Source organism: Marinomonas alcarazii, from assembly GCF_003208215.1.
GTDB lineage: Bacteria > Pseudomonadota > Gammaproteobacteria > Pseudomonadales > Marinomonadaceae > Marinomonas > Marinomonas alcarazii.
Genome location: NZ_QKLW01000002.1, coordinates 401,170 through 427,168 on the forward strand (window position 1 = coordinate 401,170; position 25,999 = coordinate 427,168).

At 44.2% G+C, this 25,999-nt stretch carries 20 protein-coding genes; 7 read left to right on the forward strand and 13 right to left on the reverse strand.

Going from position 1 to position 25,999, the window contains the following annotated elements; genetic code table 11:
• Positions 1-70: 70 nt before the first annotated feature.
• Both guaD and DFP75_RS18390 read left to right on the forward strand, forming a co-directional pair.
• Positions 71-1,372, forward strand: coding sequence for a guanine deaminase (guaD, locus tag DFP75_RS06795; RefSeq protein ID WP_110573577.1), 1,302 nt, complete (start codon positions 71-73; stop codon positions 1,370-1,372).
• A gap of 96 nt (positions 1,373-1,468) precedes the next feature.
• Positions 1,469-1,624, forward strand: coding sequence for a hypothetical protein (locus tag DFP75_RS18390; protein ID WP_175404936.1), 156 nt, complete (start codon positions 1,469-1,471; stop codon positions 1,622-1,624).
• Here the strand turns inward: DFP75_RS18390 and DFP75_RS06800 are convergent.
• From DFP75_RS06800 to DFP75_RS06835, 8 genes are all read right to left on the reverse strand, one after another.
• A complete protein-coding gene (locus DFP75_RS06800) occupies positions 1,621-2,124 on the reverse strand; it encodes a hypothetical protein (RefSeq protein WP_175404937.1) in 504 nt (167 codons plus the stop codon). The genes DFP75_RS18390 and DFP75_RS06800 overlap by 4 nt on opposite strands.
• Before the next feature lie 123 nt (positions 2,125-2,247).
• Entirely contained in the window at positions 2,248-3,051 is an 804-nt protein-coding gene (locus DFP75_RS06805) for a hypothetical protein (RefSeq protein WP_110573581.1), read from the reverse strand.
• A 3-nt stretch (positions 3,052-3,054) separates the two neighbouring features.
• Entirely contained in the window at positions 3,055-5,178 is a 2,124-nt protein-coding gene (locus DFP75_RS06810) for a site-2 protease family protein (RefSeq protein WP_110573583.1), read from the reverse strand.
• Positions 5,179-6,516, reverse strand: a complete 1,338-nt coding sequence (locus tag DFP75_RS06815) for an efflux RND transporter periplasmic adaptor subunit (protein WP_110573585.1) — start codon at positions 6,514-6,516, stop codon at positions 5,179-5,181.
• Between the two features lie 7 nt (positions 6,517-6,523).
• Complete coding sequence (locus tag DFP75_RS06820) at positions 6,524-14,293, reverse strand: DUF4347 domain-containing protein (protein ID WP_110573587.1); 7,770 nt, start codon at positions 14,291-14,293, stop codon at positions 6,524-6,526.
• A gap of 114 nt (positions 14,294-14,407) precedes the next feature.
• Positions 14,408-15,118, reverse strand: a complete 711-nt coding sequence (locus DFP75_RS06825; RefSeq protein WP_181417003.1) for an efflux RND transporter periplasmic adaptor subunit — start codon at positions 15,116-15,118, stop codon at positions 14,408-14,410.
• A 20-nt stretch (positions 15,119-15,138) separates the two neighbouring features.
• Entirely contained in the window at positions 15,139-16,719 is a 1,581-nt protein-coding gene (locus DFP75_RS06830) for a TolC family protein (RefSeq protein WP_110573591.1), read from the reverse strand.
• 294 nt (positions 16,720-17,013) lie between these two features.
• Entirely contained in the window at positions 17,014-17,799 is a 786-nt protein-coding gene (locus tag DFP75_RS06835) for a phage tail protein (RefSeq protein WP_110573593.1), read from the reverse strand.
• Between the two features lie 252 nt (positions 17,800-18,051).
• On the opposite strand from DFP75_RS06835, the gene DFP75_RS06840 reads away from it, so the two are divergent.
• Positions 18,052-19,278 carry a multidrug effflux MFS transporter gene (locus tag DFP75_RS06840; protein ID WP_110573595.1) on the forward strand — a complete coding sequence of 409 codons (1,227 nt, stop codon included), beginning with the start codon at positions 18,052-18,054 and terminating at the stop codon, positions 19,276-19,278.
• Positions 19,279-19,335: 57 nt separating this feature from the next.
• On the opposite strand, the gene DFP75_RS06845 is transcribed toward DFP75_RS06840, so the two are convergent.
• Positions 19,336-19,896 carry a TetR/AcrR family transcriptional regulator gene (locus DFP75_RS06845; protein WP_110573597.1) on the reverse strand — a complete coding sequence of 187 codons (561 nt, stop codon included), beginning with the start codon at positions 19,894-19,896 and terminating at the stop codon, positions 19,336-19,338.
• Between the two features lie 123 nt (positions 19,897-20,019).
• Positions 20,020-20,976 (reverse strand): GGDEF domain-containing protein, encoded by a 957-nt coding sequence (locus DFP75_RS06850; RefSeq protein WP_110573599.1) that lies wholly within the window; start codon positions 20,974-20,976, stop codon positions 20,020-20,022.
• A 221-nt stretch (positions 20,977-21,197) separates the two neighbouring features.
• Between DFP75_RS06850 and trpB the strand changes: the two genes are divergently transcribed.
• From trpB to map, 4 genes are all read left to right on the forward strand, one after another.
• Positions 21,198-22,460, forward strand: a complete 1,263-nt coding sequence (gene trpB / locus DFP75_RS06855; protein ID WP_110573601.1) for a tryptophan synthase subunit beta — start codon at positions 21,198-21,200, stop codon at positions 22,458-22,460.
• Positions 22,457-23,242 (forward strand): tryptophan synthase subunit alpha, encoded by a 786-nt coding sequence (gene trpA, locus DFP75_RS06860; protein ID WP_110573603.1) that lies wholly within the window; start codon positions 22,457-22,459, stop codon positions 23,240-23,242. Before trpB ends, trpA begins: the two co-directional genes overlap by 4 nt.
• An 81-nt stretch (positions 23,243-23,323) precedes the next feature.
• On the forward strand, positions 23,324-23,530 hold the full coding sequence (locus DFP75_RS06865) for a ParD-like family protein (protein WP_110573606.1): 207 nt from the start codon (positions 23,324-23,326) through the stop codon (positions 23,528-23,530).
• 1 nt (position 23,531) lies between these two features.
• Positions 23,532-24,305, forward strand: a complete 774-nt coding sequence (gene map / locus DFP75_RS06870) for a type I methionyl aminopeptidase (RefSeq protein ID WP_110573608.1) — start codon at positions 23,532-23,534, stop codon at positions 24,303-24,305.
• Positions 24,306-24,395: 90 nt separating this feature from the next.
• Here map and DFP75_RS06875 read toward each other — a convergent pair whose 3' ends face one another.
• The 3 genes from DFP75_RS06875 to DFP75_RS06885 form a co-directional block, all read right to left on the reverse strand.
• Positions 24,396-24,968 carry a fasciclin domain-containing protein gene (locus DFP75_RS06875; protein WP_110573610.1) on the reverse strand — a complete coding sequence of 191 codons (573 nt, stop codon included), beginning with the start codon at positions 24,966-24,968 and terminating at the stop codon, positions 24,396-24,398.
• A gap of 108 nt (positions 24,969-25,076) precedes the next feature.
• Complete coding sequence (msrB, locus tag DFP75_RS06880; protein WP_110573612.1) at positions 25,077-25,565, reverse strand: peptide-methionine (R)-S-oxide reductase MsrB; 489 nt, start codon at positions 25,563-25,565, stop codon at positions 25,077-25,079.
• 216 nt (positions 25,566-25,781) lie between these two features.
• Positions 25,782-25,991 (reverse strand): cold-shock protein, encoded by a 210-nt coding sequence (locus tag DFP75_RS06885; RefSeq protein WP_110573614.1) that lies wholly within the window; start codon positions 25,989-25,991, stop codon positions 25,782-25,784.
• Positions 25,992-25,999 lie beyond the last annotated feature (8 nt).

A 25,999-nucleotide genomic window follows, 5' to 3' on the forward strand; every position in this document is an offset into this window, starting at 1 on the left:
CCTGCTAAAGTATAACCATTCGGTCAACCTTTATAATTTAAATCATTTAGTAAACACTTAAGAGAGATATATGAGCCATTTGAAAGCGTGGCGCTCCGCCATTGTTCACTGCATCGCTGACCCTAAAGACGTGGGTGTCGATGCCGCTTACGAATACTTTGAAGATGGCTTATTAGTCATTCAAGACGATAAAATTCATGCGCTAGGGAACGCGGCAGATTTACTTGCCACACTTCCAGAAAACACCATCATTGAACACCATCCAGATGCCATCATCACACCAGGCTTTATTGATACTCACATTCATTATCCACAAACGGATATGATCGGCTCTTACGGCGAACAATTACTGACTTGGCTAAACACCTATACGTTCCCAGAAGAAAGCAAATTTGGCGACAAAGCCCATGCACGAAATGTCGCAGACCGCTTCCTAAAAGAATTGCTCCGCAACGGCACCACCACTGCATTGGTCTTTGGTACTGTCCATAAAACATCAGTAGACGCCTTCTTTGAAGCCTGTGAGCCACAAAACTTGCGCATGATCTGCGGCAAGGTAATGATGGATCGCAATGCACCGGATTACTTGACCGACACGCCCGAAAGCAGCTACCAAGAAAGCAAAGAATTAATTGAAAAATGGCATAACAAAGGCCGCTTGCATTACGCCATCACACCTCGTTTCGCTCCAACAAGTTCAGATGAACAATTGCAATTAGCTGGCAAGCTATTAAATGAATATGACGATGTTTATTTACACACCCATTTATCCGAAAACGTGGACGAATGTGCTTGGGTAAAAGACTTGTTCCCGAACAGTAAAAACTATTTAGACGTGTATGACCAACATCAGCTATTAAGCGAACGTTCGGTATTTGCCCATGGTATTCACCTATGTGACAGCGAATACCATCGCCTGCATGAAACCGGCTCGGCGATCTCTTTCTGCCCAACCTCAAACCTATTTATTGGTAGCGGCTTATTCAAACTTAATAAAGCAGAAGAACACAAGGTGAATGTTGCTATGGGAACTGACGTGGGTGGTGGTACTAGCTTCTCCATGCTGCAAACCATGAACGAAGCCTACAAGGTTATTCAATTGCAAAACGAAAACCTTAGTCCGATTAAATCTCTGTATTTATCTACTTTAGGTGGTGCCAAAGCATTACGCCTTGAAGATAAAATCGGTAATTTGGCTGTTGGTAGCGAGGCGGATTTCGTCATCCTAGACAAGAAAGGCACGCCTTTATTGGAATCCCGTCTTGCCCTATCAAAAGGCATCGAAGAAAGTTTGTTCGTCTTCATGACGATTGGTGATGATAGAGCGATCCAAGCAACCTATTCCGCGGGTAAATGCGTTCATCAACGCTAGCTAAACCGCATCTATTCGACCAAAATACACAGCGGCTCACATTAGAGCCGCTTTTTTATATAATTTTGCACCATTCTTTTTACAGGATCTACGATTATGCAAACTCAAGCGACCATCGCACTGGGTGCTTTTGCCATTATTTTCTTTTCTGCAGCACTGGTCATGGGGTTATTTGCACTTAAAAAATACCAAGCTCACAAGAAGCATTTGGAACAAAGCAAAAAGCCAACAAAAGACAAAAAACCTCGTTAGGGGTACAGTCTAACGATGCCCGTCTTGCCTTCCATATCACCTAAGATCCATACTTTTTCAAAGGCGTGGGGTTCAGGTATCGTAATCAGATGCTCAAGGGCTTTAATATCCGCTTGCTTCCAAGCTGGGTGAGTATTGCGAATCACCAACCAAACGCGTTTTGAGTCGTACTTTTTATTCGACTTGCTTTCTAAAATCTTATTAAGCGAACGCAACAAACGTTCATCTGCTGGCTCATTTTCCAGGACCTGCAAAGTTGCACGAGTTTTATCGGTTAAATCCCGCCCCAGAATCGCCATAGCCTCCTCTTCAGAACCATAAAGATGGGCAATTTCTAAATCCAATCGCTCGCCCTCCAGCATACAAGAGACATCAGGACGGATCGGATCATTGTGCCAAATATGGCGAATAGGCTTACCCGTATTACGCTCATAACAACGCATGAAAAGCTTAGCAGCCTGATGTTCAAGCTCTATTTTTTCTTTCTCACTGTTATGCATAGACATTCCTATCAACCAGCAACTATTAAAGTGATGATAACATCAACTTATTACAAGCATTCTAAGTCACTTCATATGCCTAATATACGATATCGCTTCTATAACGATAATATAAGTGACTCGCTAAAAATTCTTGGGTAAAGATAAATACGCCATAACGGCACTGTCTCGAAACGACTTATCTAGATGTCTTTGCTGCTGACGATAGATTCGGCAAAATTCCAATGGACTCCCTACGTCATGAAGAAAAGGATTATGTGATATTGAAGCCAAGCTATTTTGCCACTTTTGTTTGAATCCATCTGGTAAAGTGGGCAATTCGGACAAAACACGTTCCGCAAGGCAAAACTTGCTATTCATAGTCATCGAGAGCATGTCATCATTCGCCTCCCCCATCCAACAACGTCCTTTCGCATCAACATATATCAATGGAAGAAATGGTGCTAAAGCAGGGCACACGTCATTACAATAGATCTCAACCCCCCAATAAGAGTGCGCAATTTTAATAAACTGCTCAAAGCTGGTGATAGTGAAGAATCGTGATTGCTCTAAGGGCAGAATTTCGACTCTGGGTTTGTTCGGATTAACCGTGTCATTAGAAACATCAATGTACCAATCATCCAATATCATTGCGTTTTGAAAGTATTCATCGCGTAGAGAGCCCCAGACTTTTTTCAAAATTGCCCCTTTTATTAACGCTTCACGCATCAACATAAGACCAGGCTGCGTCGTCTGCAGTAATCTTTTATGGATAAGATTAAATACCTCATCACGAATCTCTTTACAACGGCCTAAAGGGTAAGCTTTGTCTAAAAGCATGGGACAACGAGGCACTAACTCTAAATCCACCAATAAGCGTAAATACGCCAAATCTTTTACTATGGCATCAACCTGCTCTTCACCCCAATCAGTGATGCTTGTACTCATAAGCTAAAACCCAGACTCTCTAATAAAAACACCATAAAGATAACGTCCACCCTCTACTAAGAAACTTGTCGGTTCAACGGATAAATCCACTCGACCATACACTTGGCGGGAAATGGACGATGTATCCTTAAAAGATAAAAGAACTTCATAGATAGACGTATCAGGGATAATTTGATCCTGCATTTTCTGTGCGGCAATGGGGCCATCATACACAGAAGATAAACCAGGATAATTAAGGTGAGTAATTGCAGTGGGAAGTACGTTATTTACAACCAGTTTGGTGTCTAGTTTCGTACCATCATTACCAATAAATCTCGCCTCACTGCCTATTTTTAAACGACTCACAGAACGACCGCTAATATAAGCTTTTACGATACCACTCTGGACATCGTACAAGGTCGCTAACGGCATTTTTTCATTTACATAGTCATCTTTTTTAAGCGATAGCGTTTCGCCGATATAACCATCAAAAGGAGCCTGAAAGACCAAACGCTCACGGCGCTCTAACAAGGACTGTAATTGGGACTGCTCCCGTGATATTTGTGTTTGCAAGGTAAGTTTTGTACTACTGGAGGATGCCCCGGAACTGGCTCGTTGCCATTGAGTTTGCAACGCTCCAAGCCTCACCTGAGTCAAACGAATCTCTTGTTCAACCTCAGCAGACTCTAATAACATTAGCAATTCACCTTGTTTAACCTTTTTATCTACTGCAACTTGCCAAGTCACCACGCTTGCTGGCTCACTGGGATAAAAGGTTTGATGACGCTCAAAGGTAATCACCGCAGGGGCGCTTATTTGATTTTGCCAAGGCACAAGCAAAGCCGCAAGCATAAGTAAAACAACACTTAAGGTCGCAATACTGGCTTTATTTATCGTCATGTATTTTCTCAATGTAAGCCAAACACCAATTTCTTTGATAATGGGAAATACTAAAAACCACAAAATCTCCACTAAAAACAGCACAATTCCTAATAACTTAAAGGCAAAGTAATACACCAATACAGCGATGCCAATGAAAAGGAAAAAGCGATACACCCAAGTCCCCCAAGCATAGGAAACCATCAAAAGGCATTTTTTTCTATTTAAAGGTTCTGGCGGCGCAAAACCAAATCCAAATAGTTTTTCCCGCAAAAACCACTTTCCAACTAAAAAAGAGCGTGGCTGTAAATTCTCCATTCCGAGAAAATCGGACAAAGCATAATAGCCATCAAAACGCATAAAAGGACTGATATTAATCAGCAGCGATGAAACCCAACTCGTTGTGGCAACAAAGAACAGCACACTGCGAAAGCCGCCATCTGGTACGATTCCCCATAAAAAGGTTGCCACACAAGCAATGTAAATTTCCACCCGTACACCGGCCGTAACAATACTAAGGCGCTGAAATCGAGAACGTAATCGCCATGCATCCGTAGTATCGGTATATAAAATCGGTGTCATTAACAATAAGGCAAAACCCATAGAACTGACACGGCAGCCATAACGTTTAGCTACAAAGGCATGCCCCAACTCATGGGCTGTTTTAACTAAAATTAAGGCACACACATAATAAACAATCGATGAAAGGTCAAAAAAGTTTTGCAGTGTGTGAGTGAAGGTTTCCCATTGGCGCAAAACCATCACCAGGCCCAGTATTCCTAACAGTAAAGCAACCCAGTGCAAACGTAGCCGAAAAAGAAATTTTATCCTCGAAAAACATCGGTTCAACCATAAATCAGGTCTCACTAAAGGAATTTTAATAAACAAATAATTGTGCAATACCCACATTAAAATGTGCTGCTTTCGTTTAGCTGACTCTTTTTGAAGCCTTGAAAAATCCTGTGAACTACGGATTTCAACGAGGTGATTAAGCTCTAAAAAGCGAATAAAAAACTCTAACTCATTCGGCGCAACATCAAGCCCGCGACGCACCAGCAACATAACAAGTTCGTCATCTGTCTTAGCATTGCGCCACTCACGAAATAAATAAAATCCCGCACGAGATAGGAAAAAAAACTTGTTTGAAAGTGGATCAAAAATTTGCCAACGAGGCTCACCATCCTCATCAGGAGAAGCGGCCATTAGGCGTAAATTTTGACGTACGCGAGGCAATTCTCTAGGGCCATCTTCCTTCATGCCAACAAGCATCTACAACCCCAAACGCTGACGAACAAAAGTAATGGGGCGGCGCAACAAGTAATAGGCTAAAGACACCTGCTCGCCATAAAGCTTTGCAGTGCCTCGCAATCCAATTCTTGGAGGAAGTTGACCACAGTCAATGTCTGCCACTATGCGATAAGCCACGATCTGGTCTGGCGTCAAACTGGGCTCAAATGAAGAGTAATTCACACTAAAAGGAATGGGATTGAGTGGATCTGTATCTAAATACAATGTCACTTTATTGCCATGATCTAAGGAAATGGCATCTTTCACTGGCAACATAATATTTAATTGCACGTAATTTGGGTCAGCAATCAATAGAATACGCTCCCCTACCACAACAGGACGGCCTTTCCATTTTTCTGGGTCGTCCAATACCGCTACACCTGCTTTATCAGCAATAACATTGGTTTGGGCGAGTTTTGTTTTCAGATAATCACGCTCAATGGTTTTTAGCTCAACCCGCGACTCCAACTCCGACAGCTCAGATTTTTTCTTACGATCAACGTAACCCGCCTGCTCTGCTGTTCTTAATTCTGCTTGGGCACGTTCCAACTCTCGTTGAGCAACATCAAAACGTCCTTTGAATTCCGTTTTATCCATCTCCACAAGCAATTGCCCTTTACTTACAGAGTCTCCAGGCTTCACTAAAACCTGACTAACCGCGCCCATTAAAGGAGAGGTAATTAACAGTGGATCTTTAGCCGCAATTTCAGCAGGAGCCAATACCGTTAATCGAACTGGTACAAAACTTAAGACAACAATTGCCGCCAAAACGCCCCACTGCACTTTTTTAGAAAAAAACCGCTTCCACCAGTAACGCCAACCAGAACGAGAAATAAAATACTGCAGAGCATGGGCATAACTTGATGCCAAATGCTGCAGCAAAGCAATTTCTTTCTCACTCCAGGGTTGAGATTTAGCTAGTAAGAGAACGCCTACCCGTTGATTAGGTCTAGAAGGAATAAAAAGTGGCAACCAAAGCATGCAACCAGGTGAGAACTCGCCTAAATCCTTAGCGAGTTCATCAGGCCATAAAGCCGTATCGATTGAATGCGTCTTAACCGCCGAATCAAGATTATCTTCCAGCTTAGCGATTTGCTCCAACCAAGCACAAAATGGTGTTGTGCGATCCACCAAAGATAGATCGCTTAGGGCGTTAACGGTTAGTCGCTCAATTTCATTACCTATTAAAAAAGCGGCTTGTTCATAAGGAACCAGTGTTTTGGTCATATTGACCATCACATAACTCAGTTCCGTTAATGTTTCACAACGCCTAACTTGCTGTTCTATTTGCAGCAATTGCGCTACACCGTGATCTGACATAATGTATTTACGACACCAATAGTTTCATTAAATCACGACCATAATCATCTACCTGCCCAGCTGCTCTATCCAATTGCTCATCTAATGGCATGAAGGTAACACCATTATCCACTTCACTCGATGAAGTCGACTCTGAAGGCGTTTGATCTTGATTGGATACTGGCAACTGGTCCAAATCCAGCTCAACATCCAACACGCGGGTATTACCATTTTCATCTACAGCATTAATTCTCAGCGTGATCTTTCCTTGTCCAGGTGGTGGAGTCATAGACACTTCACCCGTTACGGGGTTTACTTGTACCCAGTCTGGCAGACTCGTCCCATCAGATAAGGTAGCACTGTAACTACTTGCAACACCTGAATCCGCTAAACTGATAGAGACTCCATCAGGCTGCGCCGTCAAGCGAGCAATGCTCAACCCTGTGATATTAGCCGCAGCTCTTGACTCTTGCGACACTTGGACTTGCCCATCAGCACCAACATTCACAGCAACACTCGCTGAAGCGATAGTCGCAGAAGACTGATTAGCACCTATAACATCACTGCCAACGGCAGTATTACCAGCAAAACCAGTCGCTCCACTTTCTGAAGAAATGACTCCTGATGGCAAAGGAGCTGACGCTGTTGCAGGCAAGTCAGTTGGAACTGGCGCACTTACCACAGGAGCCGTTGGAGGTGGCGGGGCTGGTACGAAAACCGGCACATCCGGAGTAACAACAGGTCTAACAGGCTCATTAACATTCACAACAATCGCTTTACTAACACTCAAATTCCCAGAATTAAATGTGTCAGCACCATTATCTGTCGCTGTCACAGTAAAGCTATAGCTGGACTTCGCTTGGTAATTCGCTGATGCCTTTAAGGTCACCTCACCCGTTGTCGCATTAATATTCAATAAAGCCGCATCAGTACCAGACAAACTATAGGTCAAGGAACCATTATCAACATCCGTCGCCGTCGCTGTATAAATCACGGTACTGGTCGCCGCGTTTTCATTTACACTTCCAGTACTACCCGATGTGATAACTGGTGCTTCATTCACGTCTGTTACGCTCACCGTCACTGCTTGCGTATCTGTTAGACTGCCCGTCCCGTTATCGGTGACAATCACATTGAAGCTATAGCTGGATTTTGTTTCATAATCAGCGGAGTTTTTCAGTGTCACTGCGCCCGTGCTGGCGTTGATATTTAATAACGCGGCATCTGTACCAGACAAGCTATATGCCAAAGAGTCATTATCTGCATCGGTGGCCGTCGCTGTATAAATCACGGTACTGGTCGTCGCATTCTCAATCACATTACCAGTAGAGCCCGATGTAATCACTGGAGCATCATTCACATCTGCAACGCTTACTATGACACCTTGGGCATCCGTCAGGTTGCCTGTACCGTTATCGGTGACAATGACGTTGAAGCTATAACTGGATTTTGTTTCATAATCAGCAGATTCTTTTAATGTCACTACACCCGTAGTTGCATTAATGTTTAATAATGCGGCATCTGTACCTGACAAGCTATATGTCAAAGAGTCATTATCAGCATCAGTGGCTGTCGCCGTATAGATCACTGTACTGGTCGCAGCATTCTCATTCACACTACCAGTATTACCGGATATAATCACAGGTGCTTCATTCACGTCTGCTACGCTTACAGTCACCGCTTGGGTATCAGTCAGATTCCCCGCCCCGTCATCGGTGGCAATCACATTAAAGCTGTAACTGGATTTTGTTTCGTAATCAGCAGATTCTTTTAATGTTACTTCACCCGTTGTCGCATTAATGTTTAATAACGCAGCATCTGCACCAGACAAGCTATAGGTCAAAGAGTCACTCTCAGCATCAGTGGCTGTCGCCCTATAGATCACGGTACTGGTCGCCGCATTCTCATCTACGCTACCCGTTGCGCCAGAAGTGATAACAGGAGCATCATTAGCTCCCGTAATCGTCACTGTGACATCTTGAGTGGCTTGTGAGTTGAAATCGTCTTTAACAATAATGGTAAAGACCGCTGTTATTGTTTCCCCTTGTTTCAAAAAGTCGATGCTACTTTCGGCGATATTGAAGCTCCAGTTGACGACCCCTGTATTCGTATTACTGCTCGGTGAACTGATACTGAACCCAGCTTTAACCGCATTAATTTGCTCTGTTGTGAGGGTGAGTGCTGTCGTACCATCTTGAGCCTTTGCTGAGATCAACTTATCTGCTTTTGAAGCCGAAGGACGATTCGAAGTGTCAGAATCACTGAAAGTTACACTGCCACTATCTGTTAACGTTCCGCCTTCTGTGACACTACCTGTCACATCCACAGGAGTAATCACAGGCGTCGCATTATCTTTTAGGGTGAGATCATTACCGTTTCCGCCCTGATAACTCGTTAGGAAACCACGGCTATTCGAGGTTAACGATTCACCTTCAGCGACGCCATTCAGCGTCCCGCTGATCGGATTCGATCCTTGATTATTAAGCAGAACAAAAGTATTACCACTACTAGTAACGGAGTAAGCAATATCAAAAGCGCTGTTCGCCCCTAGAGTAACATCGCCATTCACTGCCACTTGGTCATATCCTGAACCTGCTGTTGTGCTGACTAGGTCTGCCTTCAAAGTACCATTAAGTATCAGGTTACCATTAACAATAAAAGCACCCGCACCGTTACTAACGCCAGCCACACCAGGCGCTAAAAAACCGCCATCAGCAATAGTAAGCGTATTACCCGAATTGGCTGTAAAGACAGAACCTGTACCCGCTAAAGTAGCACCAGAATTAACCGTGACTTGAGAGGTGCCATTTAACGAACCAGTTAATGACAAGGTTCCACCATTAAGAGTCGTAGCACCTGTGTAACTATTTTTACCTGACAGCGTTGCGGTACCAGCCCCTGTTTTTAACAGTGCACCTGACCCAGATACTGCTCCTGAGAAAGTAGCAGCGATCCCCGCATCAAGGTTCAATGCTCCGCTATTTACCAAGGTAATAGCATTGTCTATCGTGGCCCCATTACCTGTGACCGATAAGGTTCCTGAATTTAATGTCAGCGCTCCCGAACCAAGATTTGAGTCCGTTGCAACGGATAACGTACCACCAGAAACCGTTGTATTACCAGAATAGGTATTATCACCCGACAAGGTCAGAGTGCCGGTCCCAATCTTACTAAGTGATAAACCTTGAGAGCCCTCAGAAAGAACACCTGAGAAAGTGGTTGAAGTGTTGTCACCACCAACGGTTAACGTGCCACCATTGGCAATAATATTACCCGCTCCTGCAATGGAGCCCACCGTTTCAGAAGCATCCACATCCAATTCTAAAGTCGCACCAGATGCCACTGTTACCGCACTTGTATCGGAAATGGCGCTACCGCCAGATGCCACCAATGTCCCCTCAGACACCGTAGTACTGCCATCATAGGAGTTCGTAGCACTCATAACTAGAGTACCAGCACCCACCTTTGTGAGGTTACGCGTACTCGTACTATCAGTAATAACGCCACTTAAGGTCAAATAATCTGCTGAGACACCAATAGAAGCATCGCTTGAGAGGCGCAATTGCCCTGAGAAAGTATTATTGCCGCTAATACTTCGCAGCGCACCAGCACCATCAACACCACTGCCACTTACTCGTATCTCTGTTTCCGCAATACTAATACCACCCTGAAGGGCTAAAGTAGCACCATCTGCAACGCCACTAACACCATTCGCACTTAAACCTAAAGCATTGTTATGCGCAAGAACCAAGGTACCGCCATCGACATTAATATAGTTACTAAAAGTATTATTACCAGACAGTATCACCGTGCCTGTGTGAGAGCTGTCTCCAAAAAATAAATTAAATGAATCAGTTCCGGAGATAACGCCACTAATAGACAGTGTTGATCCAGCCGCAGCCATGATATCAGGGTTACCACTCGCATCAGCGATAATAACGTTGCCAGATATAGTGTTCTCGCCACTTGTGCTAACTATGCCATCGGCACGATTGATAGTAATTTCCTCGGCTAGGGTTATTCCCCCCTCAAGCTGCAATGTCGCTGATTCAGATAAACTGGTTCCACCATTCGTTGTGCCTAGAGCACTGCTATTGCTAGCCACCAATATACCAGCAGAAACCCTTGTATCTCCTGTGTAAGTATTGGAACCAGACAGATTCAGTGTCCCTGCGCCACTCTTGATCAACGACCCCGAGCCCTCTAACACGCTAGAGACGGTTAAGGAGTCACTACTGCCATTGTTAAAAGTCGTATCGCCTTGCAGACTTAAAGTACCATTAGAAATCGTCAACGCGCTCATGGTATCGGCATCAAACGTAACGCCAGAAGCGACATCGATCGTCTGACCGTTCATATCGACCGTGCTACCCGAAATCAGCTCAAAAGCAATCGTCTGATTGGCAGACGCATAATGCAAGGCCTCAGCCAATGACAAACCACCGCCATCAGCTAAATCCGTTGCATAGTCAGAAAAAGTCGCATCATCGTCCGCATTACTGCCAGAAGTAACCGTCAGAGAGTTAATCACATCATACTTTACATCGTTACTTCCTGTCGGCGTGGTATTCGTAATCACATTACCTGCCGCATCTTGAATATTTTGACTGCTCGCAAAAGCAAGAGATACCGTGCCATTAAGGTCTGCCAGATCGCCACCCGACACCGTCACATTGTAAGTATTAGACGTCCCTACTTGGGTGATATTGGTAACCGTCGCCGTTGTCCCAGCTACAGAAAAGTCAGTTGTATCTAAGTTGGTAACCGCTTCAGCAAACGTCACTTGATAAACAAGCGAATCGGCATCCGTAAAAGCGCTGCTGGGGGTTTGGCGAGTAATAGACGTCACAGTTGGTGCCGTCGTATCCAGCACATAAGCTTGACTGTACACGGTTCCGTCATTACCTGCCGTATCGCTGACTTTCACTTTTAAAGTGTTTGACGCTGTTAGCGTCTGTCCTGCCAAAGACCAAGTATTCGATCCTACCGAAGCCGTTGCTACCGTCCAGTTAGCCCCATTATCAAGGGAAACATAAACGCTCTCACCAGGCGCCAAATTAGCGGATAAGGTTCCACTGATTGTCTGTTGGGCTGTATTGGTAATAAAGTCTCCGCTTGTTCCGGTATCAGCCGAAAGCGCTGCCGAGGCAATCGTTGTGGTCGGTGCCGTTGTATCAATAGTAATAGTGAGCCCTGACGAAGCCGAACTCACGTTATTTGAAGCATCCGTTGCTGTTGCAGTTAACGTGTGACTTCCTTCAGACAGTGTTGAACTGGTGATACTCCAGTTACCTGAACCATTGGCCGTTGTTGAACCAAGCAGAGTGGTTCCGTCTGTATCGTAAAGCTTTACTGTAGAATTTGCTTCTGCTGTCCCCGTGACAGTCGGTGTGGTTTTACTGGTAACATTATCCGTACTGGATGTACCTGTATCGGATGCCGAAGACAAATCCGGTGTTGATGGGGCATTAGGGGGCGTGTTGTCACTAGCTGAGGCAATATTGCTTAACACAACCGAATCAAAATCGACTGCCATCCCCCCATCCGACGCTAAAGTCGTTATGGTGACACTTGAAATACCTTGAAAGCCACTATTCGAGCTAAGATCAAATAGAGTCCCATTTCCGTTATTAGCAATAGACTGTTGAAAAACGGTTCCATTTGAGGCGGTAAAGACAAGGGTTATCGACTTACTACCAAAGTTCGCTATTTTAATAGACCCAAAATCAAATACTTTCCCCGTCACAGTAAAGGTAAGCTGAGATTCATATCCAACGTTATAACCTGTTGATAACGTCACTGTCCCATCTATATCTTGGCCGGACGAATTAGAGGTATCGATAATGCTATGATCCTTGGCAGTTACTGTTAATGTTTCGCCATCCTTGTTTTGAGTTACTGTCTTGTTTCCAATTCCTGAAACCCCTGACTCAAATCCAAAGGCAACATTAACCGGCATATCCAGCACATAAGCTTGACTGTACACAGTTCCGTCATTGCCCGCCGTATCGCTGACTTTCACCTTCAAGGTGTTTGACCCAGTTAAAGTTTGCCCAGCCAAAGACCAAGTATTTGATCCCACCGAGGCCGTGGCTACCGTCCAGTTAGCACCATTATCAAGAGAAACATAGACCGTATCGCCAGAGGCTAGATTGGCCGACAGAGTGCCGCTGATCGTCTGTTCAGCCGTATCCGTTATAAAGTCTCCACTTGTTCCCGTATCATTTGAAAAGGCAGCAGAGGCAATCGTTGTGGTCGGTGCCGTTGAATCAATAGTAATAGAGAGCCCTGACGAAGCCGAACTCACGTTATTTGAAGCATCCGTTGCCGTTGCGGTTAACGTGTGGCTTCCTTCAGCCAGTGTTGAACTGGTGATGCTCCAGTTACCCGAACCGTCGGCCGTTGTTGAACCAAGCAGAGTGGTTCCATCTGTATCGTAAAGCTTTACTGTAGAATTGGCTGCTGCTGTACCCGTGAAGGTAGGTGTGGTGTTATTGGTAATATTATCCGTACTGGATGTACCTGTATCGGATGCCGCAGACAAATCCGGTGTTGATGGTGCATTAGGTGCTGCAGTGGCTGAGAACCCCGTAAGATCAAGACTTACAAATTGTAAGTTCTGAGTGCCCCCTGCATAGGAAAACGTTATTGACGCAACATTATCTATGGGGATCAGACTGCCCCCATTAAAAATGGAGGAGATAGTCGTAGAGCTAGTACTAAGATTATAATCACTGCTTAAAACCAATGAGCTAATTTCGTTACCACTACTATCTTTAAATGTGACAGAAGTGCCTGCTTCAAGAGTAAGCGTAGCAAACCCTCTAATGGACATATCATTGAAAGTAAAAGTCTTAGCGTTAGTCCCATCTACTTTAAAAATAAAATCTTTAGTATTAGAGTTTACAGGATATAACTCCGTACCATCCTGTTCTAACCCGTTAGACACTACAATGCGGTTGTCAGTGACCGTTTTGAATCCAGCTCCGCCACTATCGCTTAGGCCTAAACCTGCATAATTTATGGTTTCTAAGATGGAGCCAAACTTTTCTAATGCTGCTGAATCGAATATTGATACATCTGAAATATTTCCATATTTTTTCTCTAATACCCAGTCACCACCTTTATCCGCAGAGCCAGTAATATCATCTGACGCCGCCACATCCGCTTGTGTCGCTTGAGCTAATGCCGTAATGAAACCTTGCCCTTCGCCGCTGGCGACGTCACAGCCGTAAAGCAGCAAATCACCATCTTCATTGAGCGCCGCGCCCAGTTGGGCTAAATCCGCAGAACGAGAACTAATAGCGGCGCTATCTAAACTCAAAGCCCCCAGATTGACACTGGCTTCAGAACCATGGCTAATAAGATGGATGGCATCATAATCGCTGTGTGTTTTGGCCCACTCCGCCATCTGCGATAAACCATCTTGAGTCGAGTCAAGCAGAACAATTTCTACCCCGGCTTTTGTCCCATCCATTAAGCTTTGATAATCGGCCACATTGCTCTCAATAAAGACAACTTCTTTTCGCCCATTATTTTGCGCAGGATCTACTGCTCGTACTTCTGTCGGAGCAACAATTATGGATTTACTGGTATCTTGATGGCTATCTGTTTGAGACGCATCATGATGAAGCTGAGCATCACTAATCACATCCACCGCGGTAGCGACTGCCGCACCATCTAACAAGAGTCGAGGCTCCAAAGCAGTGATCAGCGGCTTACGCGCCTGCGTTTTATTACCAGCCGAATATTTACCTGACATTTTTTTGCCTTGTGTATTGGAATCTTGCTTTTTCATACTCGCCACCTCGATGGGTCATTCTTAATAAGTAGACACTGTCTGCTTATGTTAAATATGCTCAAACTCTTACTTTCTACTGTGCGTCTCTACGCATTTTTAAACACATTAGGGTCACTGAAACTCCGCCACCACACTCATACCAGACAGTACTTTAGCGGGTACATTTTTAATGCTGGCACGAATTTGGATAGTCTGACTGGTCGGGTCCACACTGGGCCCAATATGGCTTACTACGGCTTGTAAACGCTGTTGAGTCTCTTCCACTTGCAAGCTAATCGCCTTATTTAGTGTTAGCCAAGTCATCCATTGAGCAGGCACAATAATGTCAGCCTCCAAGCGCTCATGCCCAACGATTTTCAGTAAAGCTTGCTGTTGCTGCACCACTTCAAAAGGCTGAACATCCAATTGCTCTATACTGCCTGCAAAAGGGGCTTTGATATCACAGCGCTCCACATTCAACTGCGCCATCGTTCGCTCAGCTTGCACTTTTTGTAAATCGGCTTCAGCAATGACTACATCAAGTGTGCCGATGGAATTTAAACGATTAAGCTGCTGCACGTTGTCTAGCTTTGCCCGCGCCGTCTTCGTCTCGGCTTCGACTTTTTCCAGCTGTGCGTTAAACAAACGACAATCAAGCTGCACAAGCAGATCGCCCTTATTAAAGGACTCCCCCATTTTTTTAGGCACTGCAATCACTTTCGCCGCCAGCTCACTAGACAAACTGGCTTTATCGCTCGCAACCAGTATGCCGCGAGCGCGTTCCTCGGCCGACGCCTCAATAGAGGTCATCATAAAAGAGCCGACGATAAGCATCAGGCCCATTGTTTTGCTTATCAATCGCATCAGTCTTTTAACGCCGTATTTTGTTGAGCAACTACTGCTGCCTGCATCGCTTCTTGGCTCACAACGCTGACTTCACCCTGCTGCCATTTCGTTTGAAGCTGACCAAAAGCCTCAGATAATTGCTCTAGGTTCATGCCGCCAAAGCCTTCAGGCAAAGGATCTAAGCCCATAGACACCAGCACCTTCCCAAAGTTGTTTTGCAATTCTGCATAAGCGACATCGCGACGTAACTCGGCTAACAAGGCATTGAGATTTTCTCGGATCACCGTAAGGTCACCAATACTTTGCGCTTTTCGATTAGAATCGATTTGCGTTTTGATCCGTTGCGCTACATCCAAATATTGAGTGGCTAACTGATAACTGTCGCCCGCTTCTTTAAATTGAATATCCGCAATATGCACTTGTGAAATGACCGCCATCGACACAGCAAGAGCTTGCTGTTGACTCGCAGCCACTTTTAATTTGTTTAGCTGCTCTATTTTGCCGTAGCGGAATACATTCATTAAATTCCAGTTGACCCCAACACCAGCGGATGTCCAGTTATTATTACGAAGGTAATCTGAATCGTTGTAGTTAACGCTGGCATTTAAATTCAAACTTGGGAACAAAGAAAGGAAGGCTGAGCGCACCTCTTCCTGAGTAATACGCTCCTGATATTGCGCTTCACGAAGTTCTGGACGGCGAACTAATGCCGTACGCTCCATATCATCAATGGCAATATTCAAACGCGGTGTAATAAAATCAGGGTTATTTACATCAGCAAGCTCAAAATCCGCTGCGGGGTTCAACCCCATTAAGGTGGCCAACTCGGCTTTGGCTGGCATTAGGTCTTTGCGAATATCTTGTAATGTTCGCAGGGTTTCTAACAGGGAACGCTGATAAGACAAGGCTTCCATAGGCGATTGCGCACGAAGTCTTTCTAATCGAGTTGAGTCGGCTAAAGCGGTACGCGCTTGTATGATAAGCGGATTAATTTTAGACAAAAGGCGTTCAGCAGATACCGCGCGGTAATAGGCACTGCGAGCTTGCTCCATTATAGTATGAACGACTTTTCGTTCACGCTCTTTGGAAATTAAAAAGCGGTCTGCCTGCTGCTTAGAACGATAATAAGACAAGCCAAAATCTAAAATATCCCACGTTGCACCAATACTCGCATTGACTGTGCTTTTATCAGACGAAACGGAATAACTCGGGTTACTGCCAAGTGAAGCAGGCTCATCGCCAGAAAACGACACGGAAGCCGAAGCGGCATAATTGTTACGTCGGTTATACCCTGCTTGAACAGCCAAATCCGGTAACATGTCGAACTGATCGACTGCCAACTGACCTTGAGAAACAACCGCTTCAAACGCCTTTAACCGAGCATCGCGGTTGAATTTAATGGTCCGCGCAAATGCCTCGCTCAGACCAATAGGGCCATTGATAGGAGCTACATCTTGCGTTAATAAGTCCGCATTTTCCGCTGCATTCGCCATCACTTCTTGATTAGAAAATTGCTTTGGCACTACCGAGCACCCAGCAACAGCTAAAGATACAAAAACAGCCAATGCGGAACGACCCAACATTAGTCGAGAAGACATAAAAACTCCTTAGAAGAGAATAAAATCAGAGATTGAAAAGTACATTCACGGGGAGGAAGAACATTTAGAGTGAACATAAAATTTTAACATCCATATTAAAATCAAATAACAATTTGACGGACCTTTTAAAGCGCAACTATAAAATATTCTTTGCACATATCAAACAAAAAAATCTCTTTTTTATGCATATTTTTACCCTACCAAAAATTGTTACTCATCAGAAAAAATGATAGAAAGAAATGTGAACTGGGATGATCACCTGAATACGCTCCGGTGGAACATCCCTTTTTATTCTCACCCTCTTGGCGGGTAGATCCCATCAACTACAATACAATAATGCATTGCCAGTCTAGGACCCTCGACAGGCATAGGTGCACTGTCTCCAGTACTTTTTATGACAACCGCATTGATTCCGCCACTTCCCGTGACCGGAAGTTTTACAAGTCCCGTCGCAGCCCCTGTTACTGCGCCCTCTGATCCTATGGTCAGATCCGCTACCGTTCCAGGCTCACTGTATGCTTTCGCTAAAGGCGACCCAGTAGGACCGAGCACGGCATGATCTTCTGGTGTATTTGATGCATTAACGGCAACAGACGTCGCTATTTTCGCTGATGCGGTAACAGGTAAGCTGACAACACCAGAAGCATAAACCTCACTCTGTCCACCACTTGGTCCAACTACCGCGGTATGGCTATGTTCCGCTAATTGAGACGCACTTTGCACGATACTTTGATAACCATAATACATTCCCCACGGACGATTGGCGCCACCTGGAGGAGTACCATAATGAACTGGTGCCCTTCCTCGTAAATCAGGCAGTGCGAAAGTCGTACGACAATCCCCCCCATACTGGCAGCTAAGCAATGAGAATAAGGTGGTATTTCTTGCAATATCCATAAGCGCCCCATTGGCTTCCACTGTCCTTTCAGGGCAAAAATTTGCAGCAGTAAGGCACACCTCACCTATATACGATTCCGGCCCACAAGCCTCAGCTTCTGGTGACCAGGTAAGGGAAAAACCAGTCAGCAAAAAAGCGACAGTCCCAGTAGAAAATAATGATAACTGAGTTTTATTCTTCATATTCAATCCTTAGAATTATTAACCATTCAATCAAGCCAGCTATAAGCATTAACCAGCCTTTGCAAGTTTAGTACATAAAATATTTGAGGGAGCAAATAAAAGTAGCCTTTCCCATAAAGTAAAAATGCAATAATTTTTCCTCGATTAATGTTGAAATAGTCAATTTTTCGTCACTATAAAAAGTTATAATAGATCTTCTAAAAAAGAGCGTTAGCACTGGACTCGCTCTCAAACCATTTAGCTAGGAAAACTATGGAAAACGCACACAACAACACATCCTCTGCGGGCATGGGGTCAAAAGAATTCACCCTTCTTGTCGCCACTTTAATGTCGATCACCGCCATTTCTATTGATGCTCTTTTGCCTGCTCTTGGTATTATTGGCAACGAACTGGGTGCGGTAACGGAAAACCAGCCTCAACTGCTTATTAGCATGCTGTTCCTAGGTTTGGCTTTGGGTCAGCTGATTTGCGGACCACTTTCTGATTCGTCAGGCCGACGCCCCATTTTGTTTGGTGGTTTCGCTATGTATTTGGTTGGTACGGTCGTGTGCTATCAAGCTGATAGCTTAGAAGTGTTGATGTTAGGCCGATTCATACAAGGTTTAGGCGTTGCTGGCCCCTATATTTCAGCCATTTCATTAGTGCGCGATTTGTACCATGGCGACAAAATGGCGCGCATCATGTCTTTGGTGATGATGATCTTCGTATTGGTACCTGCCATTGCACCTACATTGGGGCAAGCTATTTTATTGGTGTCCGATTGGCGCGGCATTTTTGAAATGTATCTAGTCTATGCAGCCATCCTGATCGTCTGGATCGGCCTGCGTCTTAAAGAGACATTACCCAAAGCACATCGCATTCCATTTTCTAAAAAAGGCTTTGTAGAAGGCTTTAAAGAAGTCATCACCAACAAAGCGACTGCCAGTTACACTGTTTGCATGGGACTCATGTTTGGTAGCTTCATGGGCTATTTGAATTCGTCTCAGCAGATTTTCCAAGTGCAATTCAAAACGGGTGAATTATTCGCTCTTTATTTTGGCTTACTGGCTCTCGTACTGGGTTTTTCTTCTTTGGTAAACTCTCGGATTGTTGAAAAGTTTGGTGCCAAATACATTGCATTTAGAGCAACATGCTTAGTTGTTGTGGCTTCTATGCTTTTCTTTGCACTACACAGCTTTGTCAGTATTTCACTGTGGATGTTCCTGATCTATGCAGCAGTTCTGTTCTTCTGCTTTGGCCTGTTATTCGGCAACTTGAACTCCCTTGCCATGGAACCTATGGGGCATGTAGCAGGCATTGCTTCCGCCGTTATAGGCTCAGTATCTTCAATCATGGCAATGGGCATTGGTACCATCATTGGTCAAATGTACAACAACACTCTAATGCCAATTTCAGGCGGCTTTTCGATTCTTGGATTGCTTGCCGTTTTCCTCTTATTCAGAGTTGAAGATGGTCATGCGCAAGTAACAGAAGCTTAAACATAAAAAGGTCAGATAAATTTGTTATCTGACCTTTTTTAAAACTGATGACAGCTGTTACAACACAAGTAGCGGATCAAGTTGGCGTTTTAATTCCGTTGCACTCATTGAAGCTCGATTCATCAAAACAGGTGTTAATATCGCTTCTTTCGTAACAGCCTTTAGTATAAATAATGTATTTGGTGACATCGAAAAATGCCCCAACCAAGCCAACAAAGCCGAGTCCAATACGCCTTCAAATTCATCAAACATCAAAAGAGTCGAAGCCATCATCTTGTGCTGTTCGCCCAATAAAATACGGTAAACTCTTACACGCTCAGGCAAACCCAGCCACGTCTCCCACAGCTTCACCCAACCAGTAAAGAAGTCTTGTTTAGCATGGGTATTAAGCCCATCCAATACCGCCTGCATTTCATACTGAGATTCCTCAATCAGTTCAGCAAATACAGCTTCCCATAACACTAACTTAGTGGGAAAGTTGCTGTACACAGTCGGCTTTGACACGCCTGCTGTCGCCACAACTTGATCAATACTGGTGCTTTGATACCCCTGCTGAGTAAATAATCCGCGTGCAGATTTTACAATATGCGCTTTCTTACTGGGTCTTCCTCTTGCCATTACAGCCTCTTAACAAGTGTTATTTCATCTAACGGAATTCTAACCCATTGATGTGTCGGTACTTTCTATTTCTAAAAAAGCAACATAAGCGGATAATAACAAATTATAGAAATGAAAGGGACGCTACCTATTTTTCTTCTGTTGATACATGACGGCATCGGCGCATTGAATCATCTCTTCGATCGATTTGTCTGTATCATACGGGAAATGCGTAACACCTGCGCTGTATTGAATCCTATAAGGCTTTTTCAAACTATCATTCACTTCATCGACACATGCCGCAAAATGCTCTAAAAAGATACTAATCTCTTCATCTGTACGGTCACTCAACATAGCAACAAATTCATCACCACCCAACCGACCGATCACATCGTATTCACTAAATGACTCAAGCATTATCTGAGCGAATTTAGCCAATACAAAATCACCTTCATGGTGTCCATAGTTATCATTTATCGCTTTAAACTTATTAAGGTCAAAGACAACAAAAGACATCGCTTTTTTATCGCGCTGACACACTTTGAGCATATGATTGACCATGGTCATAAAGCCACGTCGATTCGATATCAATGTCAATTCATCCAAGGTCGCAAGCTGAATCGATTGAATTTCCTGCTCAATGATCGTGCCTAAGTCTTTCAGTAATAACTGATCTTCTTCATCAAATATCCTTGGCTTGCTATCTATGATACACAAAGTGCCGATATTAATTCCTTGGCGAAGTTTCAAAGGGTAGCCTGCATAAAAACGAATATTCGGCGCATCGGTAACAAGTGGGTTATCAAAAAATCGTTCGTCAATTGACGCATCGGTAATGATAAACAAACCATCCTGATGAATAGCATGACCACAAAATGAAACATCACGCGGTGTTTCAATCACCTCAAGCCCTTGTCGTGATTTAAACCATTGGCGGCTTTCATCTATCAGGCTAATCAACGAGATAGAAACATTAAACATTCGCTTAGCCATCCGAGTGATGCGATCAAATCTTTCTTCGTGAGAGGTGTCAAGAATTCGCAATGCTCTTAATGCGTGCAATCGCTCAGCTTCATTTTTTGGGATGTCAGGCTTAATCATAAGGCGTCCTGTTATAAAAAATTGGCTCACTCAAATTGTAGCAGTAAATTGAGCATTAACTCGTAACTTGTGAAACTCTTAGAACGAATGATAAAGATCAAAGGTTCTATCAAAAACACAAAACGACAATCGCTCAAGAAAAATACACTTGACGGCTAATCAATGCCGTATTAAATTAACTAAACGGTATAGTTAAATAAATAGTTATTTAGGAGCAAGTCATGCAAAGCGAGAACGGTTTCTACGGGCAATACGGCGGTAGCTATATTCCTGAAATCCTTTATTCGAGCCAACAGCAAATTTTACATGCGTTCGAAGAAGCCAAAAACGATCCAGAGTTTCTCGCTGAGCTTAATAAACAATGGCAGCAGTTTTCTGGCCGCCCTACACCTCTGACGTTTTGTGCAAATTTAACCGAGCACTTTGGCGGCGCACAAATTTACCTTAAGCGTGAAGATTTAAATCACAGTGGCGCACACAAAATGAACAACGTGATTGGCCAAGGGTTATTGGTCAAACGCATGGGTAAAAAACGCGTGATTGCCGAAACAGGCGCGGGACAACACGGCATCGCCACCGCTCTTGTTGCAGCGCGTTTAGGCCTTGAGTGCACTATTTACATGGGCGCAAAGGACATCGAACGCCAGTACCCAAATGTGTTCTGGATGAAACAATTAGGCGCAACTGTTGTACCGGTTACCACTGGCGCACAAACTTTGCGAGATGCACTGGATGAAGCACTACGCGATTGGTCTTCCAGCCACGAAGAAAGCCATTATTTAATCGGCACATCCTGTGGTTGCGCGCCTTTCCCTGAAATGGTGGCGTTCTTCCAATCTGTTATTGGCAATGAAGTACGTGAGCAAAGTGTGGCGCAATTCGGTCAATTCCCGGATCGTTTATACGCTTGTGTTGGCGGTGGTTCGAATGCTTGTGGCCTATTCTTACCTTTCCTCGATGACAAAGATGTGGAAATGGTTGGTGTTGAAGCGGGCGGCAAAGGCTTAGAACTTGGCGAGCACTCTATTCGCCTTTCTCATAACCTTGGTCAGCCAGGTATTGCCCAAGGCTTTGCAACCATGTTCTTGCAAGATAACGCAGGACAGCTGCAAGAAACTCACTCGATTGCCGCAGGCTTAGATTACGTTGGTGTTTCCCCAATCATTGCTCACCTTGCCGAAACAGGCCGATTGAAAATGACTTATGCAATGGACGATGACGTAATCGCTGCTTGTACATTATTACTGAAAAAAGAAGGTATTATCCCTGCTTTAGAATCGTCTCATGCCTTGGCAGGTGCGTTTAAAGACGCACCGAACTTGCCAAAAGATTCAAAAATTGTCATTAACCTCTCAGGTCGTGGCGACAAAGACATCTTTAACGTAGCGAAAGCGGTACAAGACGAAACCTTCCCGCAGTTTTTAACCGATTACCTTGCGGCCTACCCAACCAACCACGCCGACAATGAGGAGCAAAAAGCATGAGCCAGTTAGCGACCTTTATTGAAGAAAAGCGCCAACAAAAAACCATTCTATCCATGACTCATGTGGTGTATGGCTACCCAAGTGTTGAGGAAAGCTTAAGCTGGATGGAAAGATTAATGCAGGAAGGTGTCGACTTTATCGAAGTGCAATTTCCTTTTTCCGATCCAGTAGCAGACGGTCCAAGCATTGTGGCGGCTTGCCATAAAGCATTAGAGCAAGATCTGAATGTAGACACTTGCCTGTCGCAACTTGGTAAGCTAGCAAAGAATTTCCCAGACAGCCGCATTGTGTTGATGAGCTACCTAAACCCGATGTACCGCTTTGGTTTAGACAAGCTCGCCAAACGTGCGGCGGAAGAAAACATTCTAGGCTTGATCCTACCGGACTTGCCAATTGAACAAGCAGCAACCTATCAAGCCGCTTGTAAAACCAATCACATCGATCCAGTTTGGTTGGTCACACCAGTGACGCCACCAGAGAGATTAGCTATGCTAGCCAGTCAAGCCAGCGGTTTCTTATATTGCGTCGCGCGTTCTGGTGTAACAGGTCACTCTAGCCATGAAGGCAAAGCCAAGCAGACATCACTTGATGACTATTTAGCACAAATCAAACAACACGCCAGCGCACCAATGGGCGTCGGTTTTGGCCTGCGTGAACGTGCGCAAATAGAACAACTGATTGGCAAAGCCGACATCGCGATTCTTGGCTCTGCACTTTTAGATGCGTACAACCAAGGCGGACAAGAAGCAGGCATTAAGCTGATAAAAGACCTGTTTCACTAAAAGCGCATTTATAATTCGCACTTGAAAAGATCAAATCATGAATATATGATCCGTATACAATTTATATATGGATCATATCTTATGGGTATTATTAAAATTTCCGACGACCTCCATGACGACATTCGCAAAAGCAGCCACGTCATGTCTCGCTCAATCAATGCACAGGCCGAATTCTGGATAAAAATGGGACGTTTAGCCGAGCTAAACCCAGGCCTCACTTTTTCCGAGTTGATCGCCAATGAACTCGCCAGCGCAAATGCTGAAACGCCACTCAAAGCTGTGAAGTAGCATGCAAGTTCATATTAAAACAGCAACAGAAATCGAACTCATGCGTGAGTCTGGCAAGCTACTGGCCAGCGTATTTCATATGCTCGATGACTTCGTCAAAGAAGGCGTATCGACTTTAGAAATCAACGATAAAGTAGAAGACTTCATTCGCAATGAACTGAGCGCCAGGCCGGCAAGCCTTGGACAATACGATTATGGCTTTTCCTTAAACTCTTCAATAAATGAAGTCGTTTGTCATGGTGTGCCAAACGACAGCCATAAACTCAAAGCAAAAGACATCATCAATCTAGACATTACCCTAGAAAAGAACGGCTTTATCGCAGATTCCAGCAAAATGTATGTCATGAGCGAGGCCAATCCTATTGCCAAACGTTTAGTCAAAACGACTTATGACGCCATGTGGGCTGGGATTAAAAAAGTAAAACCGGGGGCCACGCTAGGCGACATCGGCGCAGCCATCCAAACCTTAGCTGAAAGCAAAGGCTATTCAGTGGTCAAAGAATACTGTGGTCATGGCATTGGTCGAGAAATGCACGAAGAACCACAAGTTCTGCATTTCGGCAAAGCAGGAACAGGAATGACACTGGAAGCAGGCATGACTTTTACTATCGAACCCATGATCAACCAAGGGAAAGCCAAAACTAAGACGAAAAAAGATGGCTGGACCGTCGTTACCGCTGACAAAAAGCTTTCCGCACAGTGGGAACATACCATCTTGGTCACAGAAACAGGTTATGAAGTTTTGACCTTAAGAAACGAAGAAACCAGCATCTAAAGGGGTAAAGATACTGGTTTCATCGTTTAGCCTGCCAACCTTATTAGTTAAATACCGGCTTTTGGGCTAAATCTGTGTTTTGGTACTGGCTTATTGCTTAGGCAAAAGCACAGTATCAATTACATGGATCACACCGTTAGATTGTTTAACGTCAGCAATAGTTACGTGAGCAACACGGCCGTTTTCATCTTCCAGCATGATTTTATCACCCATATAAGTAGCCATTAATGTACAGCCGCCAATGGTAGGCACTGGGTGTTTGCCCATGTCATCATCAATCATGGTTTTGATAGCGCCAGACAAAGCATCCGCTTTTACCACATGACACGCTAACACTTTAGTTAGGGCGGCTTTATTCTCTGGTTTCAACAAACCGGCTACAGCACCCTCTGGTAATTTATCAAACGCCGCATTGGTTGGCGCAAAGACAGTAAAAGGACCTGGACCTTGAAGTGTTTCAACCAAACCTGCGGCTTTAACAGCTGCCACTAATGTCGTGTGGTCTTTAGAATTAACCGCATTTTCAATGATGTTTTTGCTCGCATACATTGGCGCGCCGCCCACCATTGGGTTTGTATTTTCATCAGTCGTTTTCATGCCACCAGCAGAGCAGCCAGCAAGCGTCACAATTGTTGCAGCGGAAACAAGACTTAGTAATTTCATTGTTATTCTCCAGTTTGTTTGTCCATAACAATTCGCCATGGTTATAAAGAGATACGTAGCAAATTTAAAAAGGTTTCATTTTTTTTCAAAATAATTTAGAAATCGTATTTACGCGGGCTTAAAAACTAAAGAAATACCATTTAAGCAATGGCGTAATCCTGTTGGTTGCGGGCCATCATCAAAAATATGCCCCAAATGACTACCGCATCGACGGCAATGAACTTCTGTACGCTTCATAAAGAAACCATTGTCTTCTTTTGTTCCTATCGCATTTGGCAAACTATCATAGAAACTTGGCCAGCCTGTGCCGCTCTCATATTTAGTCTTACTGGGATAAAGAGGAAGATCACAGCCCTTGCAGTGATAGGTTCCCTCTCGCTTTTCACCCAGTAAAGGACTACTACCAGCACGCTCCGTTTTTTCTTCTCTCATTACCTGATATTCAAAATCACTTAGCTTTGCTTGCCACTGCTTCTTACTGAGTACCACCTCAAAATCTTCATCAGAGGTTGAACTGGCAGCCATGACAGGCGCACTGAACGAATGAGCACCACCGATAACACAAGCAGTTGTTACGAGAAAGTTTCGACGATTCATAGCATCTTTCCTTATTAGTCTTAGGTTGTTGCAATATGACTACAAAGCAACAGATACATATAAATACGTAAAAACCTAAAGGAAAGTTTCAATTAGATAGGTAAAGAGCGCAACGAATTGGTACTCGCGCTTCCGTAAGAAGGCGTGATTTTTCAAACACAAAAAAGGGTAAGCTCCGAAGAACTTACCCCTTTTTTAAATATTCTTAGTAGCTAATTAACGTACTGTAATATTTTCTGCTTGAGGACCTTTTTGGCCAGCAGTCACAACGAATTCTACTTGTTGGCCTTCAGCCAAAGTTTTGAATCCATCGCTTACAATAGCGCTGAAATGTGCGAACACATCTGGGCCAGACTCTTGCTCGATAAAACCAAAACCTTTCGTTTCGTTGAACCACTTAACGGTTCCTTTCACTGTATTAGACATAAATAATC

Coding starts and splice junctions, on each gene's coding strand:
- guaD (WP_110573577.1), top strand. CDS start 71: ATGAGCCATTTGAAAGCGTGGCGCTCCGCCATTGTTCACTGCATCGCT.
- DFP75_RS18390 (WP_175404936.1), top strand. CDS start 1,469: ATGCAAACTCAAGCGACCATCGCACTGGGTGCTTTTGCCATTATTTTC.
- DFP75_RS06800 (WP_175404937.1), bottom strand. CDS start 2,124: ATGCATAACAGTGAGAAAGAAAAAATAGAGCTTGAACATCAGGCTGCT.
- DFP75_RS06805 (WP_110573581.1), bottom strand. CDS start 3,051: ATGAGTACAAGCATCACTGATTGGGGTGAAGAGCAGGTTGATGCCATA.
- DFP75_RS06810 (WP_110573583.1), bottom strand. CDS start 5,178: ATGCTTGTTGGCATGAAGGAAGATGGCCCTAGAGAATTGCCTCGCGTA.
- DFP75_RS06815 (WP_110573585.1), bottom strand. CDS start 6,516: ATGTCAGATCACGGTGTAGCGCAATTGCTGCAAATAGAACAGCAAGTT.
- DFP75_RS06820 (WP_110573587.1), bottom strand. CDS start 14,293: ATGAAAAAGCAAGATTCCAATACACAAGGCAAAAAAATGTCAGGTAAA.
- DFP75_RS06825 (WP_181417003.1), bottom strand. CDS start 15,118: ATGGGCCTGATGCTTATCGTCGGCTCTTTTATGATGACCTCTATTGAG.
- DFP75_RS06830 (WP_110573591.1), bottom strand. CDS start 16,719: ATGTCTTCTCGACTAATGTTGGGTCGTTCCGCATTGGCTGTTTTTGTA.
- DFP75_RS06835 (WP_110573593.1), bottom strand. CDS start 17,799: ATGAAGAATAAAACTCAGTTATCATTATTTTCTACTGGGACTGTCGCT.
- DFP75_RS06840 (WP_110573595.1), top strand. CDS start 18,052: ATGGAAAACGCACACAACAACACATCCTCTGCGGGCATGGGGTCAAAA.
- DFP75_RS06845 (WP_110573597.1), bottom strand. CDS start 19,896: ATGGCAAGAGGAAGACCCAGTAAGAAAGCGCATATTGTAAAATCTGCA.
- DFP75_RS06850 (WP_110573599.1), bottom strand. CDS start 20,976: ATGATTAAGCCTGACATCCCAAAAAATGAAGCTGAGCGATTGCACGCA.
- trpB (WP_110573601.1), top strand. CDS start 21,198: ATGCAAAGCGAGAACGGTTTCTACGGGCAATACGGCGGTAGCTATATT.
- trpA (WP_110573603.1), top strand. CDS start 22,457: ATGAGCCAGTTAGCGACCTTTATTGAAGAAAAGCGCCAACAAAAAACC.
- DFP75_RS06865 (WP_110573606.1), top strand. CDS start 23,324: ATGGGTATTATTAAAATTTCCGACGACCTCCATGACGACATTCGCAAA.
- map (WP_110573608.1), top strand. CDS start 23,532: ATGCAAGTTCATATTAAAACAGCAACAGAAATCGAACTCATGCGTGAG.
- DFP75_RS06875 (WP_110573610.1), bottom strand. CDS start 24,968: ATGAAATTACTAAGTCTTGTTTCCGCTGCAACAATTGTGACGCTTGCT.
- msrB (WP_110573612.1), bottom strand. CDS start 25,565: ATGAATCGTCGAAACTTTCTCGTAACAACTGCTTGTGTTATCGGTGGT.
- DFP75_RS06885 (WP_110573614.1), bottom strand. CDS start 25,991: ATGTCTAATACAGTGAAAGGAACCGTTAAGTGGTTCAACGAAACGAAA.